This is a genomic window from Bradyrhizobium sp. USDA 4452 (assembly GCF_054063575.1).
The window spans coordinates 4,317,039-4,336,165 of the sequence record NZ_JBSSGK010000001.1 but is presented as its reverse complement, the minus strand read 5'-3'; the positions used below and the strand labels follow the sequence as shown (position 1 = coordinate 4,336,165).

The 19,127-nt window shown below is 61.4% G+C and carries 21 protein-coding genes and 1 tRNA gene; 7 read left to right on the top strand and 15 right to left on the bottom strand.

Annotation, left to right across the window (positions count from 1 at the left end):
* Window positions 1–33 precede the first annotated feature (33 nt).
* The 4 genes from ACVISU_RS20805 (at window position 34) to rhuM (ending at window position 4,473) form a co-directional block, all read left to right on the top strand.
* Entirely contained in the window at window positions 34–1,305 is a 1,272-nt protein-coding gene (locus ACVISU_RS20805; RefSeq protein ID WP_456708162.1) for a COG4223 family protein, read from the top strand.
* Between the two features lie 20 nt (window positions 1,306–1,325).
* Window positions 1,326–3,110, top strand: a complete 1,785-nt coding sequence (locus tag ACVISU_RS20800) for a heme biosynthesis HemY N-terminal domain-containing protein (RefSeq protein WP_456708161.1) — start codon at window positions 1,326–1,328, stop codon at window positions 3,108–3,110.
* Between the two features lie 109 nt (window positions 3,111–3,219).
* Window positions 3,220–3,295: transfer RNA gene (locus ACVISU_RS20795), tRNA-Thr, on the top strand.
* A 104-nt stretch (window positions 3,296–3,399) separates the two neighbouring features.
* The gene (gene rhuM / locus ACVISU_RS20790) at window positions 3,400–4,473 is read left to right on the top strand and encodes a RhuM family protein (RefSeq protein WP_456708160.1); all 1,074 of its coding nucleotides are present in this window, start codon (window positions 3,400–3,402) and stop codon (window positions 4,471–4,473) included.
* Between the two features lie 1,467 nt (window positions 4,474–5,940).
* Here the strand turns inward: rhuM and ACVISU_RS20785 are convergent.
* Genes ACVISU_RS20785 through ACVISU_RS20775 form a run of 3 tightly spaced genes read right to left on the bottom strand, consistent with a single transcriptional unit; the run spans window position 5,941 to window position 6,809 of the window.
* On the bottom strand, window positions 5,941–6,318 hold the full coding sequence (locus ACVISU_RS20785; protein WP_456708159.1) for a hypothetical protein: 378 nt from the start codon (window positions 6,316–6,318) through the stop codon (window positions 5,941–5,943).
* Window positions 6,311–6,499, bottom strand: coding sequence for a hypothetical protein (locus ACVISU_RS20780; protein ID WP_456708158.1), 189 nt, complete (start codon window positions 6,497–6,499; stop codon window positions 6,311–6,313). The genes ACVISU_RS20785 and ACVISU_RS20780 overlap by 8 nt, the downstream gene beginning before the upstream one ends.
* A gap of 1 nt (window position 6,500) precedes the next feature.
* On the bottom strand, window positions 6,501–6,809 hold the full coding sequence (locus ACVISU_RS20775; RefSeq protein WP_456708157.1) for a hypothetical protein: 309 nt from the start codon (window positions 6,807–6,809) through the stop codon (window positions 6,501–6,503).
* Window positions 6,810–6,887: 78 nt separating this feature from the next.
* Here ACVISU_RS20775 and ACVISU_RS20770 point away from each other — a divergent pair, with 78 nt between their 5' ends.
* From ACVISU_RS20770 to ACVISU_RS20760, 3 genes are all read left to right on the top strand, one after another.
* On the top strand, window positions 6,888–7,133 hold the full coding sequence (locus tag ACVISU_RS20770; protein ID WP_456708156.1) for a helix-turn-helix domain-containing protein: 246 nt from the start codon (window positions 6,888–6,890) through the stop codon (window positions 7,131–7,133).
* A gap of 145 nt (window positions 7,134–7,278) precedes the next feature.
* On the top strand, window positions 7,279–7,857 hold the full coding sequence (locus ACVISU_RS20765) for a thermonuclease family protein (protein WP_456708155.1): 579 nt from the start codon (window positions 7,279–7,281) through the stop codon (window positions 7,855–7,857).
* A 158-nt stretch (window positions 7,858–8,015) separates the two neighbouring features.
* A complete protein-coding gene (locus ACVISU_RS20760) occupies window positions 8,016–8,447 on the top strand; it encodes a hypothetical protein (RefSeq protein WP_456708154.1) in 432 nt (143 codons plus the stop codon).
* A gap of 438 nt (window positions 8,448–8,885) precedes the next feature.
* On the opposite strand, the gene ACVISU_RS20755 is transcribed toward ACVISU_RS20760, so the two are convergent.
* The 12 genes from ACVISU_RS20755 to ACVISU_RS20700 all read right to left on the bottom strand — a co-directional run bounded on the left by ACVISU_RS20755 (window position 8,886) and on the right by ACVISU_RS20700 (window position 19,108).
* Window positions 8,886–9,086, bottom strand: coding sequence for a hypothetical protein (locus tag ACVISU_RS20755; protein ID WP_456708153.1), 201 nt, complete (start codon window positions 9,084–9,086; stop codon window positions 8,886–8,888).
* A gap of 177 nt (window positions 9,087–9,263) precedes the next feature.
* A complete protein-coding gene (locus ACVISU_RS20750) occupies window positions 9,264–9,467 on the bottom strand; it encodes a hypothetical protein (protein ID WP_456708152.1) in 204 nt (67 codons plus the stop codon).
* Between the two features lie 145 nt (window positions 9,468–9,612).
* Window positions 9,613–10,062: a DUF5681 domain-containing protein gene (locus ACVISU_RS20745; RefSeq protein WP_456708151.1), complete on the bottom strand. Its 450-nt coding sequence runs from the start codon at window positions 10,060–10,062 to the stop codon at window positions 9,613–9,615.
* Window positions 10,059–10,502 carry a hypothetical protein gene (locus tag ACVISU_RS20740; protein WP_456708150.1) on the bottom strand — a complete coding sequence of 148 codons (444 nt, stop codon included), beginning with the start codon at window positions 10,500–10,502 and terminating at the stop codon, window positions 10,059–10,061. Before ACVISU_RS20740 ends, ACVISU_RS20745 begins: the two co-directional genes overlap by 4 nt.
* Window positions 10,503–10,765: 263 nt before the next feature.
* A complete protein-coding gene (locus ACVISU_RS20735) occupies window positions 10,766–12,916 on the bottom strand; it encodes a hypothetical protein (RefSeq protein WP_456708149.1) in 2,151 nt (716 codons plus the stop codon).
* A gap of 69 nt (window positions 12,917–12,985) precedes the next feature.
* Window positions 12,986–14,785, bottom strand: coding sequence for a M15 family metallopeptidase (locus tag ACVISU_RS20730; protein ID WP_456708148.1), 1,800 nt, complete (start codon window positions 14,783–14,785; stop codon window positions 12,986–12,988).
* Complete coding sequence (locus tag ACVISU_RS20725) at window positions 14,786–14,947, bottom strand: hypothetical protein (protein ID WP_456708147.1); 162 nt, start codon at window positions 14,945–14,947, stop codon at window positions 14,786–14,788.
* Between the two features lie 119 nt (window positions 14,948–15,066).
* Window positions 15,067–15,375, bottom strand: coding sequence for a hypothetical protein (locus tag ACVISU_RS20720; protein ID WP_456708146.1), 309 nt, complete (start codon window positions 15,373–15,375; stop codon window positions 15,067–15,069).
* On the bottom strand, window positions 15,372–15,674 hold the full coding sequence (locus ACVISU_RS20715; protein WP_456708145.1) for a TSCPD domain-containing protein: 303 nt from the start codon (window positions 15,672–15,674) through the stop codon (window positions 15,372–15,374). The genes ACVISU_RS20720 and ACVISU_RS20715 overlap by 4 nt, the downstream gene beginning before the upstream one ends.
* Window positions 15,671–17,233 (bottom strand): AAA family ATPase, encoded by a 1,563-nt coding sequence (locus ACVISU_RS20710; protein WP_456708144.1) that lies wholly within the window; start codon window positions 17,231–17,233, stop codon window positions 15,671–15,673. Before ACVISU_RS20710 ends, ACVISU_RS20715 begins: the two co-directional genes overlap by 4 nt.
* A complete protein-coding gene (locus ACVISU_RS20705) occupies window positions 17,230–17,511 on the bottom strand; it encodes a winged helix domain-containing protein (protein WP_456708143.1) in 282 nt (93 codons plus the stop codon). The genes ACVISU_RS20710 and ACVISU_RS20705 overlap by 4 nt, the downstream gene beginning before the upstream one ends.
* Window positions 17,512–18,175: 664 nt before the next feature.
* Entirely contained in the window at window positions 18,176–19,108 is a 933-nt protein-coding gene (locus tag ACVISU_RS20700) for a hypothetical protein (protein WP_456708142.1), read from the bottom strand.
* Window positions 19,109–19,127: the final 19 nt, after the last annotated feature.

Here is a 19,127-nt window from a genome sequence, read left to right as displayed (position 1 = left end):
AATGTGCGGCCAGTAGTTTTGAGGACCCTCGCGATGGCTGAAGAAAGGCCCGACGACCCAGGACCTTCGCCGGATTCCCGGCCCAAGCGCCCGCCGCCGACCATCGATCTTCAGGCGACCGAGATCTCCAGCGAGCCGCAAAGGACCGAGGGGAGCGCGGAAGCCGGCAAAGATACCGAAAAGGATAGCGACAAGGATACCGACAAGGCGGCGGAAGCGTCGGCGCCCGAGGCGGAGCCGCATCCGGATCCTGCTCCCCACCCGGAGCCGCACCCCGAGGCTGCATCCGCGGCGTCCGGTGCGGAACCGTCGCGGCCAGTGTCGCCCTGGGTGGTGGCGCCGATATCGGGCGCGGTCGCGGCGGCGCTGGTGATCGGGGTTGGCTGGCTGCTCGGCTGGCCCGCAGTGCAGCCTGTGTCCGCGCCGCCGCCCGGTGCCGTAACATTGGATGAGCTCGGTACGCGCCTCGCCGCGCTCGAGTCAAAGCCGAGCAAGCCGCTCGCCGCGGCCGCCGATCCCGCGGCAACCGCGCGGCTGGAGGCGCTCGACAAATCGATCGCGGCACTGCGCACCGAGATTGCGGCGACGCGGGCGCAATCCGACAAGCTCGTCGCCGCCGTCAATGAGGCGACGGCCGCGCCGCGCGATGGCGCGGCTGCGCCTGATATCTCCGGCATCACGGCGCGCATCGACAAGGTCGAGGGCGCGGTGAAGGCGCAGGGTGCCGCGATCGCAAGGCAAGACAGCAAGATCGCCGACAGCAAGGCCGAGGCGAAGGCAGATGACGTGCCGCTGCGCCGCGTGGTCGCTGCAGCGTTGCTCGACGTCGCGGTTCGTCACGGCGATCCCTATGCTTCGGCGCTCGAGGCCGCGAAAGCGATCACCGACAATCCCGACCTGCTGAAGCCGCTCGACGTGTTCGCGGCGTCAGGCGTGCCGACCCCGAATCATCTGTGCCGCGAGCTGATCGAGATCGTGCCGCAACTCGCGCCGCCGCCGCCGGAAGCCGCGGCAGCCAGCGCCGGGCTGGTCGATCGTCTGCAGGCCGGCGCGTCCAAGCTGATCCGCATCGAGCGGACCGACGGCACCGGGACCGACCGCGGCAGCATCGTCGCGCGCGTGACATCGGCCGCCGTCCATAATGATCTTGCATTGACCGAACGTGAACTGAAGTCGTTGCCGCCGGCGGATCGCACCGCGGCGCAAGCCTGGCTCGCCAAGGTGGACGCGCGCCGCGCCGCGCTCGACGCGTCGCGCAAATTTGCCGACAACGCCATGGCGGCGCTCGCCACGGTCAACCAGTAAGTCCTTGCAATGGGTTCGCGATGATCCGGATCATTCTGTTCCTGCTGCTGATCGCCCTCGCCGCAGCGGGTGCGGCCTGGCTGGCCGATCAGCCCGGCGATCTCGTGCTGAACTGGGGCGGTCTGCGCCTGACGTCCAAGCAGCCGATGTACCTGCTCGGCCTCCTCATCGTCGTCGCGATGGTTGCCGGCGTGATCCTGCGCGGCCTGTGGAAGATCCCCTCGCACATCCGCCGCGGCCGGCGTGAGCGGCGCCACGCGCGCGGCCGTCACGCCATCACGCAAGGCCTGCTCGCGATCGGGCACGGCGATTCGTCGGCGGCGCGGGCGCATGCAGAAGTGGCACGGAGCCACGCCGGAGGCGATCCGCTGGCGTTGCTGCTGCACGCGCAATCGGCGCAGCTCGACGGCGATCGCGACGGCGCGCAGCGCGCCTTCCGCGCCATGGCCGAGCGCCCCGACACGCGGCTGCTCGGCTTGCGCGGCCTGTTCATCGAGGCGCAGCGCGCCGACGATCCGGTCGCGGCCGTGATGATTGCCGAGGAAGCGCTGAAAATGTCGCCGTCCTCGTCCTGGGCGTCGCATGCGGTGCTCGGCTTCTGCTGCGCCAAGGGCGATTGGGCTGGTGCGCTGTCGATCATCGACAACAACCAGGCCGCAGGCCTGATCGACAAGGCGACCTATCGGCGCCAACGCGGCGTGCTGCTGACGGCGCGTGCGCTGGAGTTCGAGACCGTCGATCGGGATTTGTCTCGCGCTAGCGCGATGGAGGCGCTCAAGCTGGCGCCGACGCTGATCCCGGCCGCTGTGCTTGCCGCCAAATTCGAGAGCGAGGCGCATCAGGTGCGCCGTGCGATGCGCATCGTCGAGACTGCGTGGCTGGCGCAGCCGCATCCCGATCTCGCCGATGCCTATTCGCATGTGCGGCTCGGCGATTCCGCGCGCCAGCGCCTGGTGCGCGTCGAGACCTTGGCGGCGAAAACGCCCGGCCATATCGAGGGCGCGCTGGCGATCGCCCGCGCTGCGATCGATGCGTCGGAATTCGCCAAAGCGCGCGCGGCGCTGGAGCCGTTCATCGCGGCGCCGACGCAGCGCGTCGCGCTGCTGATGGCGGAGATCGAGCGCACCGAACATGGCGACAGCGGCCGGGCGCGGGCCTGGACCCTGCGCGCCGTGCGCGCGTTGCACGATCCGGTGTGGACCGCCGACGGCTATGTCTCCGACCGCTGGCGTCCGGTGTCGCCGGTCACCGGCCGTCTCGATGCCTTCCAGTGGCAGACCCCGGTGGCGGCACTGCCGTCCGACAAGGGCCATGCGATCGAGCCCTCGCCGTTCGAGGAGGCGATGCTGGCGCCGCGCCGGGTCGAGCCGCCAAAGGAGGTGGCCAGCGAGCCGGTGGCCGCCAAACCGCCGGAGGCAGCCGAGCCGCCGGAGGCAGTCAAGCCGGTTGAGCCGGTCGAGGTGAAGCCGGTCGAGATCAAGCCCGCCGAGCCGGCCGAGCCGACCGCGCAGGATAACGCCCCGGTGCCGGCGGCCATCGAGGCCGAGCCCGCGCCGACCGCATCAGCCGCGCCTGAGCCGGCTCCGCCGCCACCAGCCGCCGAACCGGCGCCGCTGTTCCGCTCCCGGTCCGACCTGCCCAAGGCGCCGCCGGCGCCGATCCCGGCCGTGATCCCGATCGTCCGGGCCCCCGACGACCCCGGGGTCGACGAGGACGGCCCGGTCGACGAATTCGCGGAACAAATCGGCCCGCCCAAGGCCCAGGCGGGCGGCTGGCGCGGATTTCTGTCACGTTTGGGAAGCTAATTCGCGGTTAGATAACCGCGGCACGGTTAAATACCCGCGTCATCTTGCCAATCGGGGTCATGCCCGATATCAGGTGGCACGAATGATCCGGCCGTCGCCGAAACGGTTCGCCGCAATAGCTCAGTTGGTAGAGCACGTCATTCGTAATGACGGGGTCGGGGGTTCGAGTCCCTCTTGCGGCACCAGTTATCCCTTTGATGTCACATTATTTTTCATGCGCAGCGTTCCTTGCGATTGGCTGAAGAACAATCAAGGAACCACCGCGTAACCACCAACTCAGGACTGACAAATGGCGCCTCTGCCCACCGAGCCGGTACACCTCATCGAAGACGCTGCTACTGGCGACCGCTTCTTGGTGTACGGGACGGATAAGGGGCTCAGGGTCGAACTGCGATACGAGGGCGAAACCCTCTGGATGACGCAGCCCCAAATGGCGGAACTCTTTGGCGTGACCCGCCAGGCGGTGAATGCCCACCTGAACAACATCTACGACGAGGGTGAGCTTGATCGCGAATCAACCTGCAAGGAAAGCTTGCAGGTTCGAGACGAAGGCGGCCGGGAGGTCAGCCGTAAAGCCCTCATCCACAATCTCGATGCCATCATTGCCGTGGGCTATAGGGTGTCCTCCAAGCAGGGCACCGTTTTCCGCCGGTGGGCGACTGAGAAGCTGGTTCAGTTCGCCACAAAGGGCTTTGTGATCGACGCCGAGCGCCTGAAGGCGCCCGACAGCAGGGACCGTGTCGCCGAGCTCAAGGAAATCATCCGAGACATTCGCTCGGATGAAGCAAATGTCTACCGTGAAATCAAACGCATTTGCACGATGTGCAGCGACTACGATCCGAAGTCGCCAGCGTGGCATGCATTCTATGCGCATACGCAGGCCAAGCTGATGTATGCAGTCACCACCCACACGCCTTCTGAGATGGTTTATAGCCGCGCCAACGCCGATCATCCGAACATGGGCTTGCGCACATGGAAGGGCGACAACGTCACTCAGGCAGACGTGGACGTTTCAAAAAACTATCTCGCCGAAGGTGAGCTGCGCGAGTTCAATCGTTTGACCGTGATCCTGCTCGACATATTCGAAGACCAGCTTGATCTCGGCAAAATCAACACGATGGCGGAGATCGAAGCCCTGCTAGACAACCAGCTCAAGTCGCTCAATCGGAGCCTGCTCCGAGGTGGCGGAACTGTAAAGACAGAGCAGGCTAGCGGTTCGGTGCCAAGGTTTTCGACACGGGAGGCGCGCACAATGCCGGCCAGCGGAGCGACGCCGATGCGGGTTTGCATCGTTGAGAGGCTTCTATCGTTGACGTTCTCCAGAACGAACCGGTTGAAGGCTGCGTCAGTTTTGCGCAGGTGAGCCCACTGAACGGCGTCCATCGATCGCTCGGGCCCCCTGATGATCTGCTCGATCCTGTAACCAGCAACCAGGCTGCGCTTGGCTCTTTCGATCATTTTGGGAGTGATCGGCTTGACCTTGGCGTGGTTCATCAGCATGCATGTCTTGCACTGGCGCGTGCCGTTGGTTGACCGGAAATAGACGTTGTCGAGAGTGTACTCGTGACCGCGCTTGCAGTGCGTTCTTGCCGCCATTTTTGCCTTCCACGCTGCGACACGTGCATGGTGCATGTTCGTACGCATCAGGGGCGTTACAATAGCGTCCCACTCTGGGTGTTCCGCCCGATATCGATCGAACGAATGATGCTCCTTCCCTGCCGGCATCCGGATTTTCTTTAACGTCTTGCCGGCCTCGAGCTGTTGCAAAATCAAGGCTGCCTCGGCCGGCGTGAGATCCTTACATTTCCTGCACATGTGATGGCGGTAGCCCTTGCCGGTCAGCATGACCGCGATGTTTTCCGGCGTGAGACGATGACCCGCTTTGCAATGGGTCCGCTGCGGTCGGCCGATGCTGACGCCGACGTACACAGAAAGTTTTTTTGCCGCGGCCTGCACTTCCTCAGCCGTGAATTGACGCGGCTTGTATTCCATCTGACTGCGGCAGACCAAACACGCGCGGGGATTCCAGCCGACCGCCCCCTCCGGCATCAGGCCCCTGTCGAATGTCTCTGGCGTCAGCTCGTGCCCACGGGTGCAATGAGTTCGATCCATGCGAGCACGCGCCGCAGCTGCAGCTTTTTTCTTGTCGGCGTTGATATCTGCGAGCGCTTCGACCCGGGCCGACCAGTCCGGGTTCTCCTTGCGATACGCTTCGAAGCCCATCTGTTTCGTGAAGCTCAAGTTGAGGTCTTTGATGGAGGCGCCGGCCTCCATCCTCGCCTCAATCGAGGCAACATCGTCCGGTGTCAGGTCCATGCACGTGCGACACTGACGCCAGGGATACTTGTGCCCCCTTGGCTGCACGATCCTAGTGTTCTCTGGCGTCATTGCGTGGCCGTAGTTGCAGTGCGTCTTAACCATCGGATCGCTCCATGAGATGCGCGGAATAGCGCACGGGAAGCCGATTCCTGAATCCGGATCGATGCCATTAAGACAAGATGACAACCCCCGCATTGCCCGCAATCCACTGCCCCGGACTACTCAGCGGGGCAGTCGATGCAATCCGGAACAAGGTGTGGGAGCGCGGGTTGCTCATGCAATCGCGCCTGCTGCGTGTCAGCTATCGCCGATTGAATTGCCACTCTAAACGTCGTCGGCACTGAGCGCAGGTTCATCCAACATCCGCGCATGTCGGGCTGCTCAGCTCTTACTCGGGGCCGCTTGCCCGGTTCGTAGAACCACTCGTAGCAACGTCGCTTTGTCCTGGCGGTGCCATGCCAGAGGCTGCAGCCAGGGAGCGGCGGGATCGTACTTGTGATGCTGACCTGTCTCATGCCATGGCTCCCTGCTGCCAATCCTGGGTACCGACCTGCTCTAGCAAGCCATCCATGTCGCCGATCCCGCTGTCGTTGTCCTCCTCGAGGTCGTCGGTTCCGCCAGCAGCCCAATGGGTCTGAGAAGCCCGGTCAAGACTGCCCAGATCGGGCTCGTCGTCCTCGAAGCAGTCCTCGCGCTCGTAGTCGTCCAACTCGCGCTCGGTCATCACATACTCATCGCTGGCATCGAGGAAGGCGATCAGGCGCTCGATCTCGGCCCGCGCCTCTTTCCTCAGCTCGGAAAGGCGCTGGAGAGTCGTTTCCCGCTCTCGCTGTTGGATAGCGAGACCAGTGAGCATCTTTGGCCGCTCCAAGACGTGCGTATCAGTCATTGCCGACCTCCATCGGTACAGCAGCGTCGGCGCTGCCGTTATTAAAAGTCCGCTTGGCGTTTTCAATTGCCAGCACCAAGGCTCTATACCGGCGCGGAGGCAGGATCCCGGTACTCACCGCGCTTTCAGCCGCCGTGAGCAAATCGGACACTGCCAATAAATGAGCCAGGGTTAGCCGCATGTCAGAAAGCCGACCGGCGAACGCCGCTGCGCTCAGCACCGAACGCAGTGACCATCACGTATTCGATGGGGAGGCCATGGCGTTCGCGCCAAGCGGTCTGGAGTTGCGGGATGATTCCGGCATACTCGCGGATGGCGGATCGCAACGACCGAGGGGTGATTGCGCCATAATCAGACATGGCCCGACGACGAGCGAGGCCCTTGAGAACCGAAGCGCGGACCTCCCCATTTTGCTCGTCAATGAGGTTGTGGATGCTCAGGATGGTTGAAGGCATAGCTCCGCCGCTCACCGAATAGGTGCTTTTGCTCATCTGGGTTGCCTTTGGGCTTCTGTCTTGATACAAAATGGATCATATCAATGATCCAAAAAGTGTCAAGCGGGAATCGTGATGATTTCGATCGAACAGATAAGAGCGGCGCGTGGCCTACTCGGTTGGTCTCAGACCGACCTTGCAGAGGCCGCCGGGCGCTCGCTACCGACCATCAAGCGCCTAGAGCGGGAGAGCGACGACGGCTCTGCTGTGTCAGAGGATGTTCGGGATGCGGTACGTCATGCCCTGGAGAAGGCCGGCGTCGAGTTCATCCCGGAGAACGGTGGTGGCGCTGGCGTGAGGATGAAGAAGCGGAAGCGCTGATTTTTTATTCGGAAGTACCCCACCCAATTTGGGGCCCCAACTGCCCGACTAGTCAGCTCTAAAAGAGCCTTTCGGCCAAGTCCTTGAGGCGAAAACCCCGCCGACCTTGCGCATCCCATAAAGGAAGCATTTTTTGAGGCCGAAAATGCAAGTTGTGCCCGATTCTAAAGGACGAAAAATCACTTCGAAAATCCAGATCACCCGATTTTTCGGACTATTGTTGGCTGCGGCCACCTTGCAGGCAGGAACGGCCCGTGCAGACGAGTTGATCGGGCAGGCAAGTGTGATCGACGGCGACACGCTCGAGATCCACGGCACCCGCGTTCGGCTGTGGGGCATCGACGCGCCCGAAAGCGCCCAGCTCTGCCGGGGCGATGACAGCCTGCAATACCGCTGTGGTGCCAAGGCGGCCAACGACCTTGATGCGTTCATTGCGCGCAGGCCGGTAAACTGTGCTCCGGTTAGCAGGGATCGCTATGGGCGAACGGTCGCGACATGCACCGTCGGCGGGGTCGATCTCGGGGAATGGCTGGTCCGCAGCGGCCTCGCGCTCGACTGGCCGCAGTATTCCAAGCGTAGGTACGATACGGCTCAGCACGAAGCAGAGCGCGCCGGCCGCGGCCTATGGGCTGGCAGCTACGTTGCGCCGTGGCTGTATCGGGGTTGCGTCAAGGATAGTGGGAGGTCGGGCGATTGCTCCGATGACGCCAATGCACACCCGTAAAGACGGCTGCACCCTATTGATCTCGCGCGCTGGTTGCGGTTGGATGGTCCGAGATACAGGTCGCATATTTTTGGCGTTGTGGCGCCCTGCGAGGCGTTTAGGTTTCTGACCTGATCGCCGGTATCGCAGTGGTGAAAATCTTTAGAGGGGGCCGACTGATGAAGCGCACGATCCTGCTAGTGGGGCTTTCTATTGCATGGGCCAGCACTGCTCTTGCTCAAGGGAATCTTTCAGCCAATCGATACGCGCCGAACTCGACTTCTAACTCTTACGGTGCTGGCAGCCCGTACGATCCAAACAGCATCAACAACCCGTATGGGCGATATGGCAGCCCTTACAGCAATGAATCGGCGAACAATCCTTACGCGACCAACGCTCCGAAGCTGTACGATTCCGACGGAAATTATCGAGGACGCCTCAGCAGCAACCCCTACGATCCGGACTCGGTATCGAATCCTTACGGCCGATACGGCAGTCGCTACTCACCGGACAGCATCAACAATCCATATGGTGCCGGCAATCCATACTCGCCGGACAGCCCAACTAACCCTTATGGCTCCGGGCTGTCTATTCAGGGTGATGACGACTAAGCGAAAAGTACTCCCCAGCGGCGGAGACAGAAATCTATGTGGGTCCAAACAGCCTGCGAAGCGCTGACCAAGGGCTGCGTTTTAGAGCTTCTGTACGACGGATATTTCCGATTGGTCGAGGTCCACGCTGTTGGCTTCACGCAAGAGGGGAACGCCATCATGCGGGTTTGGCAAACTAGCGGTGGTAGCGTCAGCAATGAACCTGTCGGTTGGAAGCTCTTGCGGCTTGATGAAGCTACCGGGGCTAACGTTACCAACGTCCGTTCCGCAGCTCCTCGAACGGGCTACCGACGAAATGACCGCGTCATGGTCCGCATCGTCTGCCAACTCTAAACCGCCACAATTGCACTCGCCGCGCGGTAAGGCGGGCTCGTTATAGATCGCACAATCAGAGTAGTGTTTCATATTTTCAGGTCCTAGTTTTCTTCGGTGAATGGCCTAGCCGGGATAGCTCTCGCCGTCTGGCGATGACGTAGGCAACCAGCAAATCCCTTGGATCGGCACGTCAGGTCCCTCGATAGCCTGCCTTTTCCGAATTTCCTCCCTCAGACGGTCTTCCGTCAGCGCGAAGAGGATGATCGGATTTTGGCGAGGTGCGATCGATTTTTCCAGATCCTCTACCCGCTTGTGCAATCGCATCGCGTTCTCCTCAGAATGTAACCCGATCAAGAACGAGGTACGCCAGTGCTCACGAACAGGCTCGCAGGAGTAGCTCTGCCGGAGGCGATCAATTCATCTATTTCGCGCCGACGCTCTTCGTATAAAGAGCCGGACAGGACAACAATTCCCTGCGGGCCACGAGCCACTTCCAATTTCTTAAGCCGGCTTAGCAACTTCATCTGAACCACCGAATTTCATGAGGCAGACAAAGAGGCTATCGGGATCTGCACGGCCCGAGGTAATCAGAGCATCAATCTTCTCTCGGTGTTCGGCATTGGAATGCCCAGAAACCACGAACAGGCCGCGCCTGCCTCGGCGCGTTACCTCTTCTAGCTTTGCCAATCTCGTCGCGAGCTTCATGGCGTGCCAGTCTTCTCTATGGGCGGCCAGATGAAATCGCTCACGGAAGCGACCTGTCCGGACCGATCCTCATACAGGTTGCGAAACAGGATTCGCGTCGGGGATTCATGCCGAGCCTCAAGCGCCGTCACTCGCCTCTCCAAGCTCATTGACTTGTCATCCTCTCGAGGCGTTCGATGCGTGCTGCCAAATCGGCAATCTCGACGGCTTTGACGAATGTCTCTACCAGCTTGGCGACCTCACCAGCCTCGCCTGGTGTGATCTGCCCAGCCGATACTCCGACAAGAATGGATGCCATTGCCGCTGCCGCTTCCGCTGGCTCCTTGATCGCCGGCATATCGAAGGTCACAGGCCGGTCGCGACGTGGCGGAACAATCCGCTCCATGCAGAGGCGGAGCGCGGCCATGTCTCCGCCCTTCGCGAGCTCGATCGCTTTACGAGTGAGTTCTTCGGCCTCACCATCAAACAACGCCTCGATGGCCACCGTGGTGGCGTTCCTGGCCCCCTTGGGACGGCCAGCAGGGTTTCCGGACTGACCGGGCTTGAACGGGCGTCCCCGCTGTTGCTTTGTTGTATTTTCAGGGGCGCCGGTCAATTTGATGCTCCGTTTTGAGCGGTCCTTGCCAACATGAGCAGCGCGGCCCTTTTTGTGTTGGTTATGGCCCACATGACGCCGTCGATGGCCTTGGACGGATCGCCATACTTGGCCTCAAGGATCGCGTCCCTCATGATCACTTCGCCCTGACGCAGATCTTCCAGAACGCCGGTTTCGGAACCGCTGATGATGGCGGCAGTCTCTTCATCGAACGGCATCGCTATCGTTCCCACCTTGGCGCGCTTCAAAAGAGCCACCAGAAATCCAGCTTCAATGTCCCTGATTGGGCGCTGGGCAATAGCGAGCAGGACGAACAGCAGGAACAGGTCCCGAGTGTGACCCGCGAATTTAATAGCTTCGGCGCAGTGAAGCATTCCAAGATTGAAGTCGATATCGCCGTCCCCGGTGACCGCTGGCGCCCAATGGTCATAGTTTGACAAGTCGGAGGGCTGCTTCGTCGCTTCCGGTCGGACGCCTACAAAGCTCGGAAGCTCGGATAGCCACGCCGGGGCCAAACATGGTAAGTGATCGCTCATTGGGTGCTCAACCTCACCGGTTTTGCCATGCTCCGCATCATCGTTTGTTCAGCCGTGTTGTTCGCCATCCTGGCTGGCGTAAAATGGGGCTATTGGCGGCGCCTTTAGCGCGTGGGGCGACGGCTGGGGCATGACGATCTGTCTGGTAGGATTTGGCGCTACCTGCTTCATCGCGTACCTGTACGACCGCGCAAATACTCGTTCTCAAGAAGCGCTGCCGCCAAAGCAGCCCGATCGCCGATAGCCGGCGCTATGGCCCTTTGGGCCTCGTGATTTCGCAGAGCCTCCGACAACGCCAGCAAATAGCGGTCGCGCTCGGCTCCCTGTGCTGAGAGCACACGAGCAATCTCCCCATATTGCGCTGTTGGATCGGCCCTCATGCCGTTGATTGCCCAATTGGCCGCCTTCTTCGCGCCAGCCGACACCAAACCGATGCCGGTCGTCTGCGGCGTGATCAGCTGCATCTCGCCAGGCACTTCCGGCTTCATGTTTTCTGCCGCGGCGCGGCGCTGAGCAGTCTGCGAGTTCTCAACGACCTTGTTATGGGTGTCTCGGAACTTCGCATTGCGCTCGACTGATGCCATCAACTCGTCAGCGGCGTCCTGTCCATGAACGGTCGCAATCTTTGCGGTATTCCAACCTCCTTCCCCTTGCAGCTCGCCCTTCAAGGCCTGCAGGTCGTTCGCCTTGGTGCCGAGCACGCGATCGATGTTCCCGCGCGAGCCCTTCGCGAATGCGATCTGCTCTCCGTGCTCGAGCCGGCCGAACTCGTCGGCGAACCGCCCAGGTGACGGCGTCGTCTTGCCGGACCCGAGATACTGCGTCCCCGCTTCGACGGCATCGCCCCGGCGAGCGAGAGCAGCAGACTGCCGATTGGCATTCGCATAGCCCGGGACCTGCTGCTCAAGCGCTTCGTTCAGCTGACCACGCATCATCCGGAGCGCGCCCTGCTGGCGCGAAACGGCGCCGGCCGGAATGCCAAGGCCCGGCGCGTCATACTGAATGACGTTGTCGAGTTCTTGCTTCACCTTGTGGAGGACTTCCGCATTATTCTGCGAAACCGGCACCTCGTCAAACACCGGCTGACCTGTCCGCGGGTTGACTTCCTGATGCCCAAACTCATCAAGCCGCGGTCGGCGCTCGGTCGTCATCATCATATTGCGCAGGTTGGTCAACGCCCGACGCTCCATGCCGACAGCGCGCGGGATCATGTCATCCAGCTGCGTCAGGATCGGCGCCGTCTGCACATCGGGAGCGTTATTCAGCGCTGCTGGATAGTTTGCATTATCGACCTCTGCGCGTCGGGCCCGAATCGCGTTGGAGACCGTTTGCGGATCTTCTGCAGGTCCCAGCGCGCGATTGACATCGTCTGTGATTCGCTGGTTCGTGCCTTCATTCCGGCGCGTGAGCGCATTGACCATCTGTGAGCGACCTTCGTCGCTATTCAGCGTCACGCCCTGCGCTTTACCGAGGAATGCGGGTCCCGCGTCAGACAACATCGCATCCGGTCCGAGTTCGTCCAACCGCGAGCGCACAGCGGCTGGCGTATCGGCCGTCAGCGCAGCGGCGAGCTGCTTTGTTGCAGGCCGTGTAAGGCCTTCGCCTTTCAGCATCGCCGCAGTGAAGGCGTTGTAAGCAGAGCCGACCGCTTTTGCGGTGCCCGGAAGTAGGCCACCAACCAGCAATCCCACGCCCGCGCTGTTTCGCGCTCGCCGGAGGGTATCCGGCAAATCGGCTAAATCCGGCGCGTCTGACGCACCCTGCGCACCGCCGAAAACAGCACCGGTGCCACCACTCAACAGCGTCTTACCCAGCAGGGTTGCGCCCTTAGCAGCTGCCCCTGCCGTTCCCAAGGGCAGCATCGCCCCGCCAACCAAATGCGCCGCGGTGTTGGCGATCGGGGCAGCCTCCTCGAGCCGCCTGTCCTCTGCACGCTGCTTTTCGAGGTTGCCCGCATAGTCGCCGCGCTCCCCGCCGATACCGGTCAGGGCCCCCATGCCAGCCGCGAACCGGTCCATGAACGGGATGCCGTTGGCAACCGCGCGCACCCCGCCGTCAACCGCACCTAGAACGTGGCGCATCTGTTCGCCGCCGTAGGGCATGACCGGGCTAGGCGCCTGTTCATCCGAGGTCACGCCGGTCGCATTGCCCATCAGGTCAAATCCGGGCGCAGGAAAACCCTGTCTGGTTTTCAACTCCGGGACATGATCACTCTCCAAGGCCGCGATCAGCCTTGGATCCGTTACGCGCTTTCCCGGTGCTTCCGCGGCTTCGAGCTGAGCCAACAGCGCCGGATCGGTGACTTGATTTCCCGCCATCACTGCTTCTCAAACCAGTTGCCGTCTTGCTTGACGTAAGTCCTGCCGTTGACGATTTTCTCGATCGGTTCAGGTGCAGCCTGTTTTAGGGGCTTTGCACTGTTCTCCAATCGCTCCGTCACCTTCTGATCGGTGATCGGTACCAAACCATCCTGGCCTTTTCGGAACCACGTGTAGCCGCCTTGCCCGGTTGATGGGAGCTTGACGAACTGCGAACCGTCGCCGTTGTTGATCGGCGGCGCGACGCTGAAACCGGAAAGCGGGCGAGGGTTTCGCTTTGATTTCCGCATTCCACTTCTTCTGAAAACCGTCGAGACTGTGGTTATTTTCTCGCCAGTAGTCCTCCTGAGCCTGAAGGTAGTCGCGTTTGATAGCGATACCGTTTCGGTTCAGGTCCAATAGATACTTGTTACCGCCATCGCTGGTCTCAAGCCCAGGATTTGCCCGCTGCGCGTTCTCGAACTCCACCTTCAAGACGCGGCTGCCGCCGATAGCTTTTGCCATGTCGCCGGAGGCCTTGATGCCACCCTTGTTGAAGGTCTCAAGGCTCGTGAGCGTGGTGGGGTCGCCACCGAGATCGACGCCCCAATTGTTCTTGATGTAATCCGCGGTGCGAGCGAGATCCAAGCCGGCCTTCGCAAGCGCCCCACCGGTGGGGAGCTTGCCTCCGTTGCGCTCGATCGCGTCCTGCATCATCTGGAAATTGTGGTCAGCATCTTCCAATGCCGGCGTTGTCTCGTTCTGACCTTTGCGCACCGCTTCCGCGTCGAGTTTGCGAGCCTCGTCCAGTCCCTTGTTCTCGCCACCGACTACGACACTGGTATTTGCGGCCCCAGCGCGCGCCTTCTGCACTGAGAAAGTGGCATAGTCCATCGGCTGCGGCTGGGTCGGACTTGGCTTGAAGTTCTTCAGATAGAAATTGTACTCGAGCACTGACGTTGGCGTTTTGTCATCCGCCTCATACAGCCTGCGACCTTCACCCGTTCGGCTATTATAGAGATAGCCATTGCCGGCGCTCGACCATTGATCCTGCTTCGTGGCTCCGGAGACAATCGCGGCCATGACCTGCTTTTCAGCAGCCGATGCATAGGGACTGTTTATGACAGCCATGGCCGCCGCAATGTTCGGCTGCGGACGCCGGGGCATATTCGGAAGCTGCCCTTGTGTCGGCTGCGCGTTGGCGGGCGTTTTCTCGTCATCATCATCATTGCCTGCCAACTGCACATGCACCGGATCGTTGGCGACGGGCTGCGCCAGGCCATATTGAGGCAGCATCGCGCGCTGCGCAGGCGTCATCCCGCCGATGTCTGCGGCCAAGCCCTGCTCATGCAAAGACGTTCCCGGAGGCGCGACGGGATTCGGATTATTCGCCCGATCTGCATAGAGTCGCGCCTGATCGTCCCGGCTCCGAATCCCGCTGGAGAGAGAGGTCCCCGGATTGTCCTGGATGAAGTCTTGCGTCCGATCGGCAAGACGCTGATCCATGCCGACCGTTCCCGGAATGGCATTGGCGTCGTTCTGGACGGTCGGGCCGGCGGTAAGTGGTCCCTCCGATAAGCCAGACGCGGAAGGAATTCCGGGAGCGACGGTCGGAGAGGAGTCAGCCCCCAATGCCTTGGCAATCCACTGTGCCTTCTGGCGGTCACCTTCTGTTTCCTGCCGGTCCAACTGACCGGATTGATAGCCGCCAAGCGCGCCAGCCAAACCGCGATTGAGCACCGTGACCCAGCCGCCCCCAGGACCCCCAGCGGCAGGAGTGGAATCCATCCCCTGCTTCATCAGCGCCTCGGCATACATGCGCCTACGTTTGAGACTGTCAGATGTCCCCGACTGGTTGCTAGTGTCGATCGTGTAGTCAGGAAGGACCATTTATGCAGCCCCCGGCAGCTCGGTGGGATCGATGCCATCCGCTTTCAGTCGGTCAATGACGCTGCGTCGGACAAACTCGGACTTCGTCTGACAATTGCGGCGAGCGGCCGTTTCGATTGCATCGGAAAGAAATTCCGGCGCTCGAAACTGCAGAAGCTTCATCGGTTCATGCTGCATGGCAATCTAGTCCGCATGTGAATGTCATGCGGGACACGATACGAGCAGCGACTGCTCTGTGAAGCTCAAGCGTGTTCCACGTTTTCCGCAATTGCCGATGTCGCCTAGCGTTTCGCTTGGCCGTCCCCATCCGCTGCGATGCCGAGCATGGCAAAATAAGCGAGCACTCGTTCACCCTTGCGACCGTTCCGCTCGTACTCTTTCAATGCCTCACGGTCGCGATAGAAAAATAGCATCGTCAAAGCTACGATGCTGACTTGCCATTCGCGCCCGCGGGCGAGTTGCGCGCCGATGCCGAAGTCATGGCACCAATTGCGAATCGTTCGCTCCGACATCCCGGTTCGTGCGGCGGCATCCGCAATGGAAATTGCCTCTTCCTTCATGAAAGGAACGAGTACTTTGGACCTGGTCATGATCGCTCGACCTCGTTCAGCAAGGTTGCAAGCGGACTGGGAGCGCCGCCGGATCTCGCCAGAGCATGGCGGATGGTCTCGACCGGGCAACCATGCTGGAGAGCCAAGGACGCGACAATTGCCGCGTCCTGAGCGTTGGTCTCGGCGGCTGTGCCGACCTTTGCCCCGTTGATAAACACCTCGGCGATCCGGCCATCCTCGAACCGGCCGATGCCGCCGGTGTAGGTCTGGCCATCGCATTCGAACCGGAAGAGCCAGTGAGCTCTCCGATCATTCAAGCGCTTTCGGAGGCCCGTCATTGCGAACCTCCGACCTCTCCATGGGCGCCCAAATCATCCATAGGCGCCCTTGTTTCGGAGGGGGCGCCCATGGGGTTTTTGGGTGCCCATGGGGCGTCCGGCAACTCCAGCACGTACCGGGAACCGGGTCCAAAGCCGTCGCGGGTAGACTTGATGCCCAGTTCGGCTCGGCCGTCACGGAAGGCCTTGCTCTTGCTGAGCCGCTTGTCGTCCTCCAGCAGAGCTGCCGCCCGAGCTTGGCGCTCGACCTCTAAAACGTCCACCGGGCCAGCCGAGAGAATGTCCCTCAGGAACTGCACGACGTCCTCCTTGCCACCGCCCGATTGCCCCTTCCTGGTCCCACGGCTCTCGGAGGCAGACAGCGCCTCATCGATCGACTCGCTGACATGGTCGCCCTCGAACATGACGTTCGATGACATCACGTCGTCGCCGACCAGGCGCTGCTCGAGCCGGAAGGCCAGACCCTTGCACTTCTTGCCGAGGTTATTCTTGGCCTGAAGCAGGAACCGCCGCTCGTCGTCCTCGGGATCCTCGATCACTGCGAAGGCTGCACGAGCCGCGGCGACGAACGCGATTGAACCGGCGAACCGGTTCAACGCGCTCTGATTGCCACCGCCGCCGCCCTTGTTGAGGTGCGTTACGGCGACCACGGCGATCCGGAGACGGTTCGCCATGTCAGCCAACGGCTCCAGGACTTCGCGGGTCTCTACGTTGCCGTTGCCATCACTGCCGCCCATGTACGCAGAGATGGGGTCAACGATTATGAGCCTGACCGCGCCGATTTTCCTCGCCATCTCCTCCAGGAGGTCCACGTCCGTCTTCAGGCTGAATGTCTTCCGACCGGTCCCGTCCGGCTTGGTCGCGGCTGAGACGATGTGAACGCGCTCACGGTCCGCTCCCGCTGCCATGAGCCGCGGGATGATGGTGTCCTGCACGCCGTCCTCCGCCGACATGAAGATGACATCGCCCGAGAGAGTCGAGCCCTCGCCGCACGGCCAGTGGCCGCCATTCGAGACCGTAGCTGACATGAAGGCGGTCAACTGGCTCTTGCCCAGACCGGGCGGCCCACCGAGCAGCACAAGCTTGCCTTCAGGGATGCGGCCGGGCCACACCCATACGAGCTTTTCCGGCTCCAAGTCGCTGGCTCGATGCGCGATCAGCCGTCGCTTCGGCGCGGTCTTTGGCGATAGCTCGATCGGCGGAACCTCGATCTTGGCCACAGCATCTGAGATGATCCTCTGGATTTCCTCGGGAGACTTGCCGAACGAGCTGTGGGCGTCCGCGACTTCTTGCAGGCGGTCCGCGATGATGGCCTTCGGCAGCCACCGCTCGACCACCGCGGCAGCCAGCGTCGCTGCCGCAGCTTCAAAGGCCACGAGCTTTCCATCGGCGGGTGCCAAGGCAACATCTCGTTTGCAATCGCGGATGATGCCGGCTGCACGCTCTCCATATTGACGAGCATCGGCCTTCTCCAGCATCGGCTCCCGGCTTGCGTTCAGAACTTGGGCCCGCTTGGCGAGTTCAGCCGGCGTGAGGGGCGATCGGGACTGAAACGTCATTGCTGCGCGACCTCCGCAGATACGACTTCCAGCGGCGTCTCAAGGCGGTAACGTCCGTGTGTTCCCGGAAACTCGCCTTCGTGTCCCTCGTAGTCAGTGGAGATGCTCAAACCGGCTCGCCGAAGTTTGTAGATGTAATGAGACCAGCGCGGCGCCGGATGCTCCAACGTGGTCAAGCCACGCGCCCCGGCCTCGACGAGCTGGCGGAGAGCCCAAGCTTCCCGGCCGTTGAAGGTCTGTTGAACGCCGCTCGGCTTTCGGATGGTCAGCTTGCTCATCGCTCGACTCCAGCACCGATCCCGGCCAAATTCGCCACGAGGTCCGCAAATGCCGGATGCACCCGATATCGGCGCGCAACGAAGTTTCCGGCTGGAGTAGCCGGGCGCAGGACAACGACCCGCCAGGCGAACAGCGGAAGGTCGGAAACGGGTTGAGATTTGGGGTGTCGTTTGATACAGCTTTTCAAGTTGAAGACTCCAAGAGAGCCCGGTGCGCGCGATCTGATCCGCCAAGATGTGGATCGTGCAGCCGGGTTTTCGTTTGAGGATGGTGGCTAGGCGACGCGACGGACTTCAGAGGTCGATCGGACCAGGGGGCCGATCTTTTTCTTTGCCCAGTCGTCGAGACCGGAGATCGGATAGAGGGGAAATCGTCCGGCCAGCCGAAAAGGCGGCCCCTCCGAACTCACACAGGCAAGCTTCGCAAGCGTTTTCGGGGAGCAAGGAACGTTGTACGTTTCCGTGACGTACAGGGCCGCCTCCTTCCGTCGAAGGTGGCGCTCATTGGGAGATGTTTGATCAGTGTCCATCGTGGTCTCGCATCATCACGGATCAATCTCCGTGGGTGCGAGGTAATTGGACGATCCCAAAATGCGCCGTAAAGATGCGCGGCTAATGCGCGGCGCAAGTTATGGCGTATTTGTAGCGGCCTATTTGCCGCGCATTACCTCGACTTCTCCCCTCGCTTTCGCCCACCGAATTTCTTCACGAGTTCTCTCACCTCCGCCCGGCTGACTCCGTATCGCTTCATGTGAGCAATATCTTCTGTGGCGGTCGGTACGTAACCTGCTGGCTGCTGCGCGCGCCATCGCTTGAACATGGGCTCGATCTCGCGTTCCGCGATCCGGCGATTAACGCTGGTTGATCTAGGAGCGGAGTCAACCGGTTCACCTATCGAACTATCGTTATCTACGGCATACTCGCTGTCTTCTTCCGCGCAGCGCGCTTCGGCAACATCCTCGCTGCGCCCTAATGGCCAAAGTCTTTTGACGTCCAACCGCGCAAACTCTACGTCCCGATAAACCCGATCGGGACCGATCAGGATCGCTTTGCCTGAAGGCTCCTTCCCGCGCAGCAGTCGAGACCAAAGATAGTGCGGAATCTCGACCATCTTGCCATTGAAGTCGCTTGCGTCGGCGCACTCCAATCCAGTTGCCTTGATTTTGTTCTCGCCGGCCGCGAGCCAAAGGGCGTCGATTGAAACGTCTGGGTGAATGCCTTCACTGCGGATCCTCATTTCGAGCCCGTACCAAGAAGAGGGACCCCACGAGGCAAGACGCCATTCGCCGCTCTTTAATCGGCGATCAAGCTCCGGGTCGTTTGGCGCAATGTCGCCGGCTTCAAGATTTCGCAGGGCAAGTTTTCCTACCTCTGCTAGCGCCGCGGGATTGCTGTGAAAGGTCCAATCAGCACATTCTTCCCGAAAGGTATTCCATTGTTCACGGACGCGACCAAGGTCCCCCCAGACAATCCAAGCAATCGTCATGGTGATCGACCAGTGTGACAGCTTGTCGGGATCGTATCTCTCCTCGACAGGCCTTATTCGGCGCGCCCAGGCCTCCTCTCTTGAGTTTGGAGGAGTATCGTTTTCGAACATCGTTGGTCCTCCGCAAGGA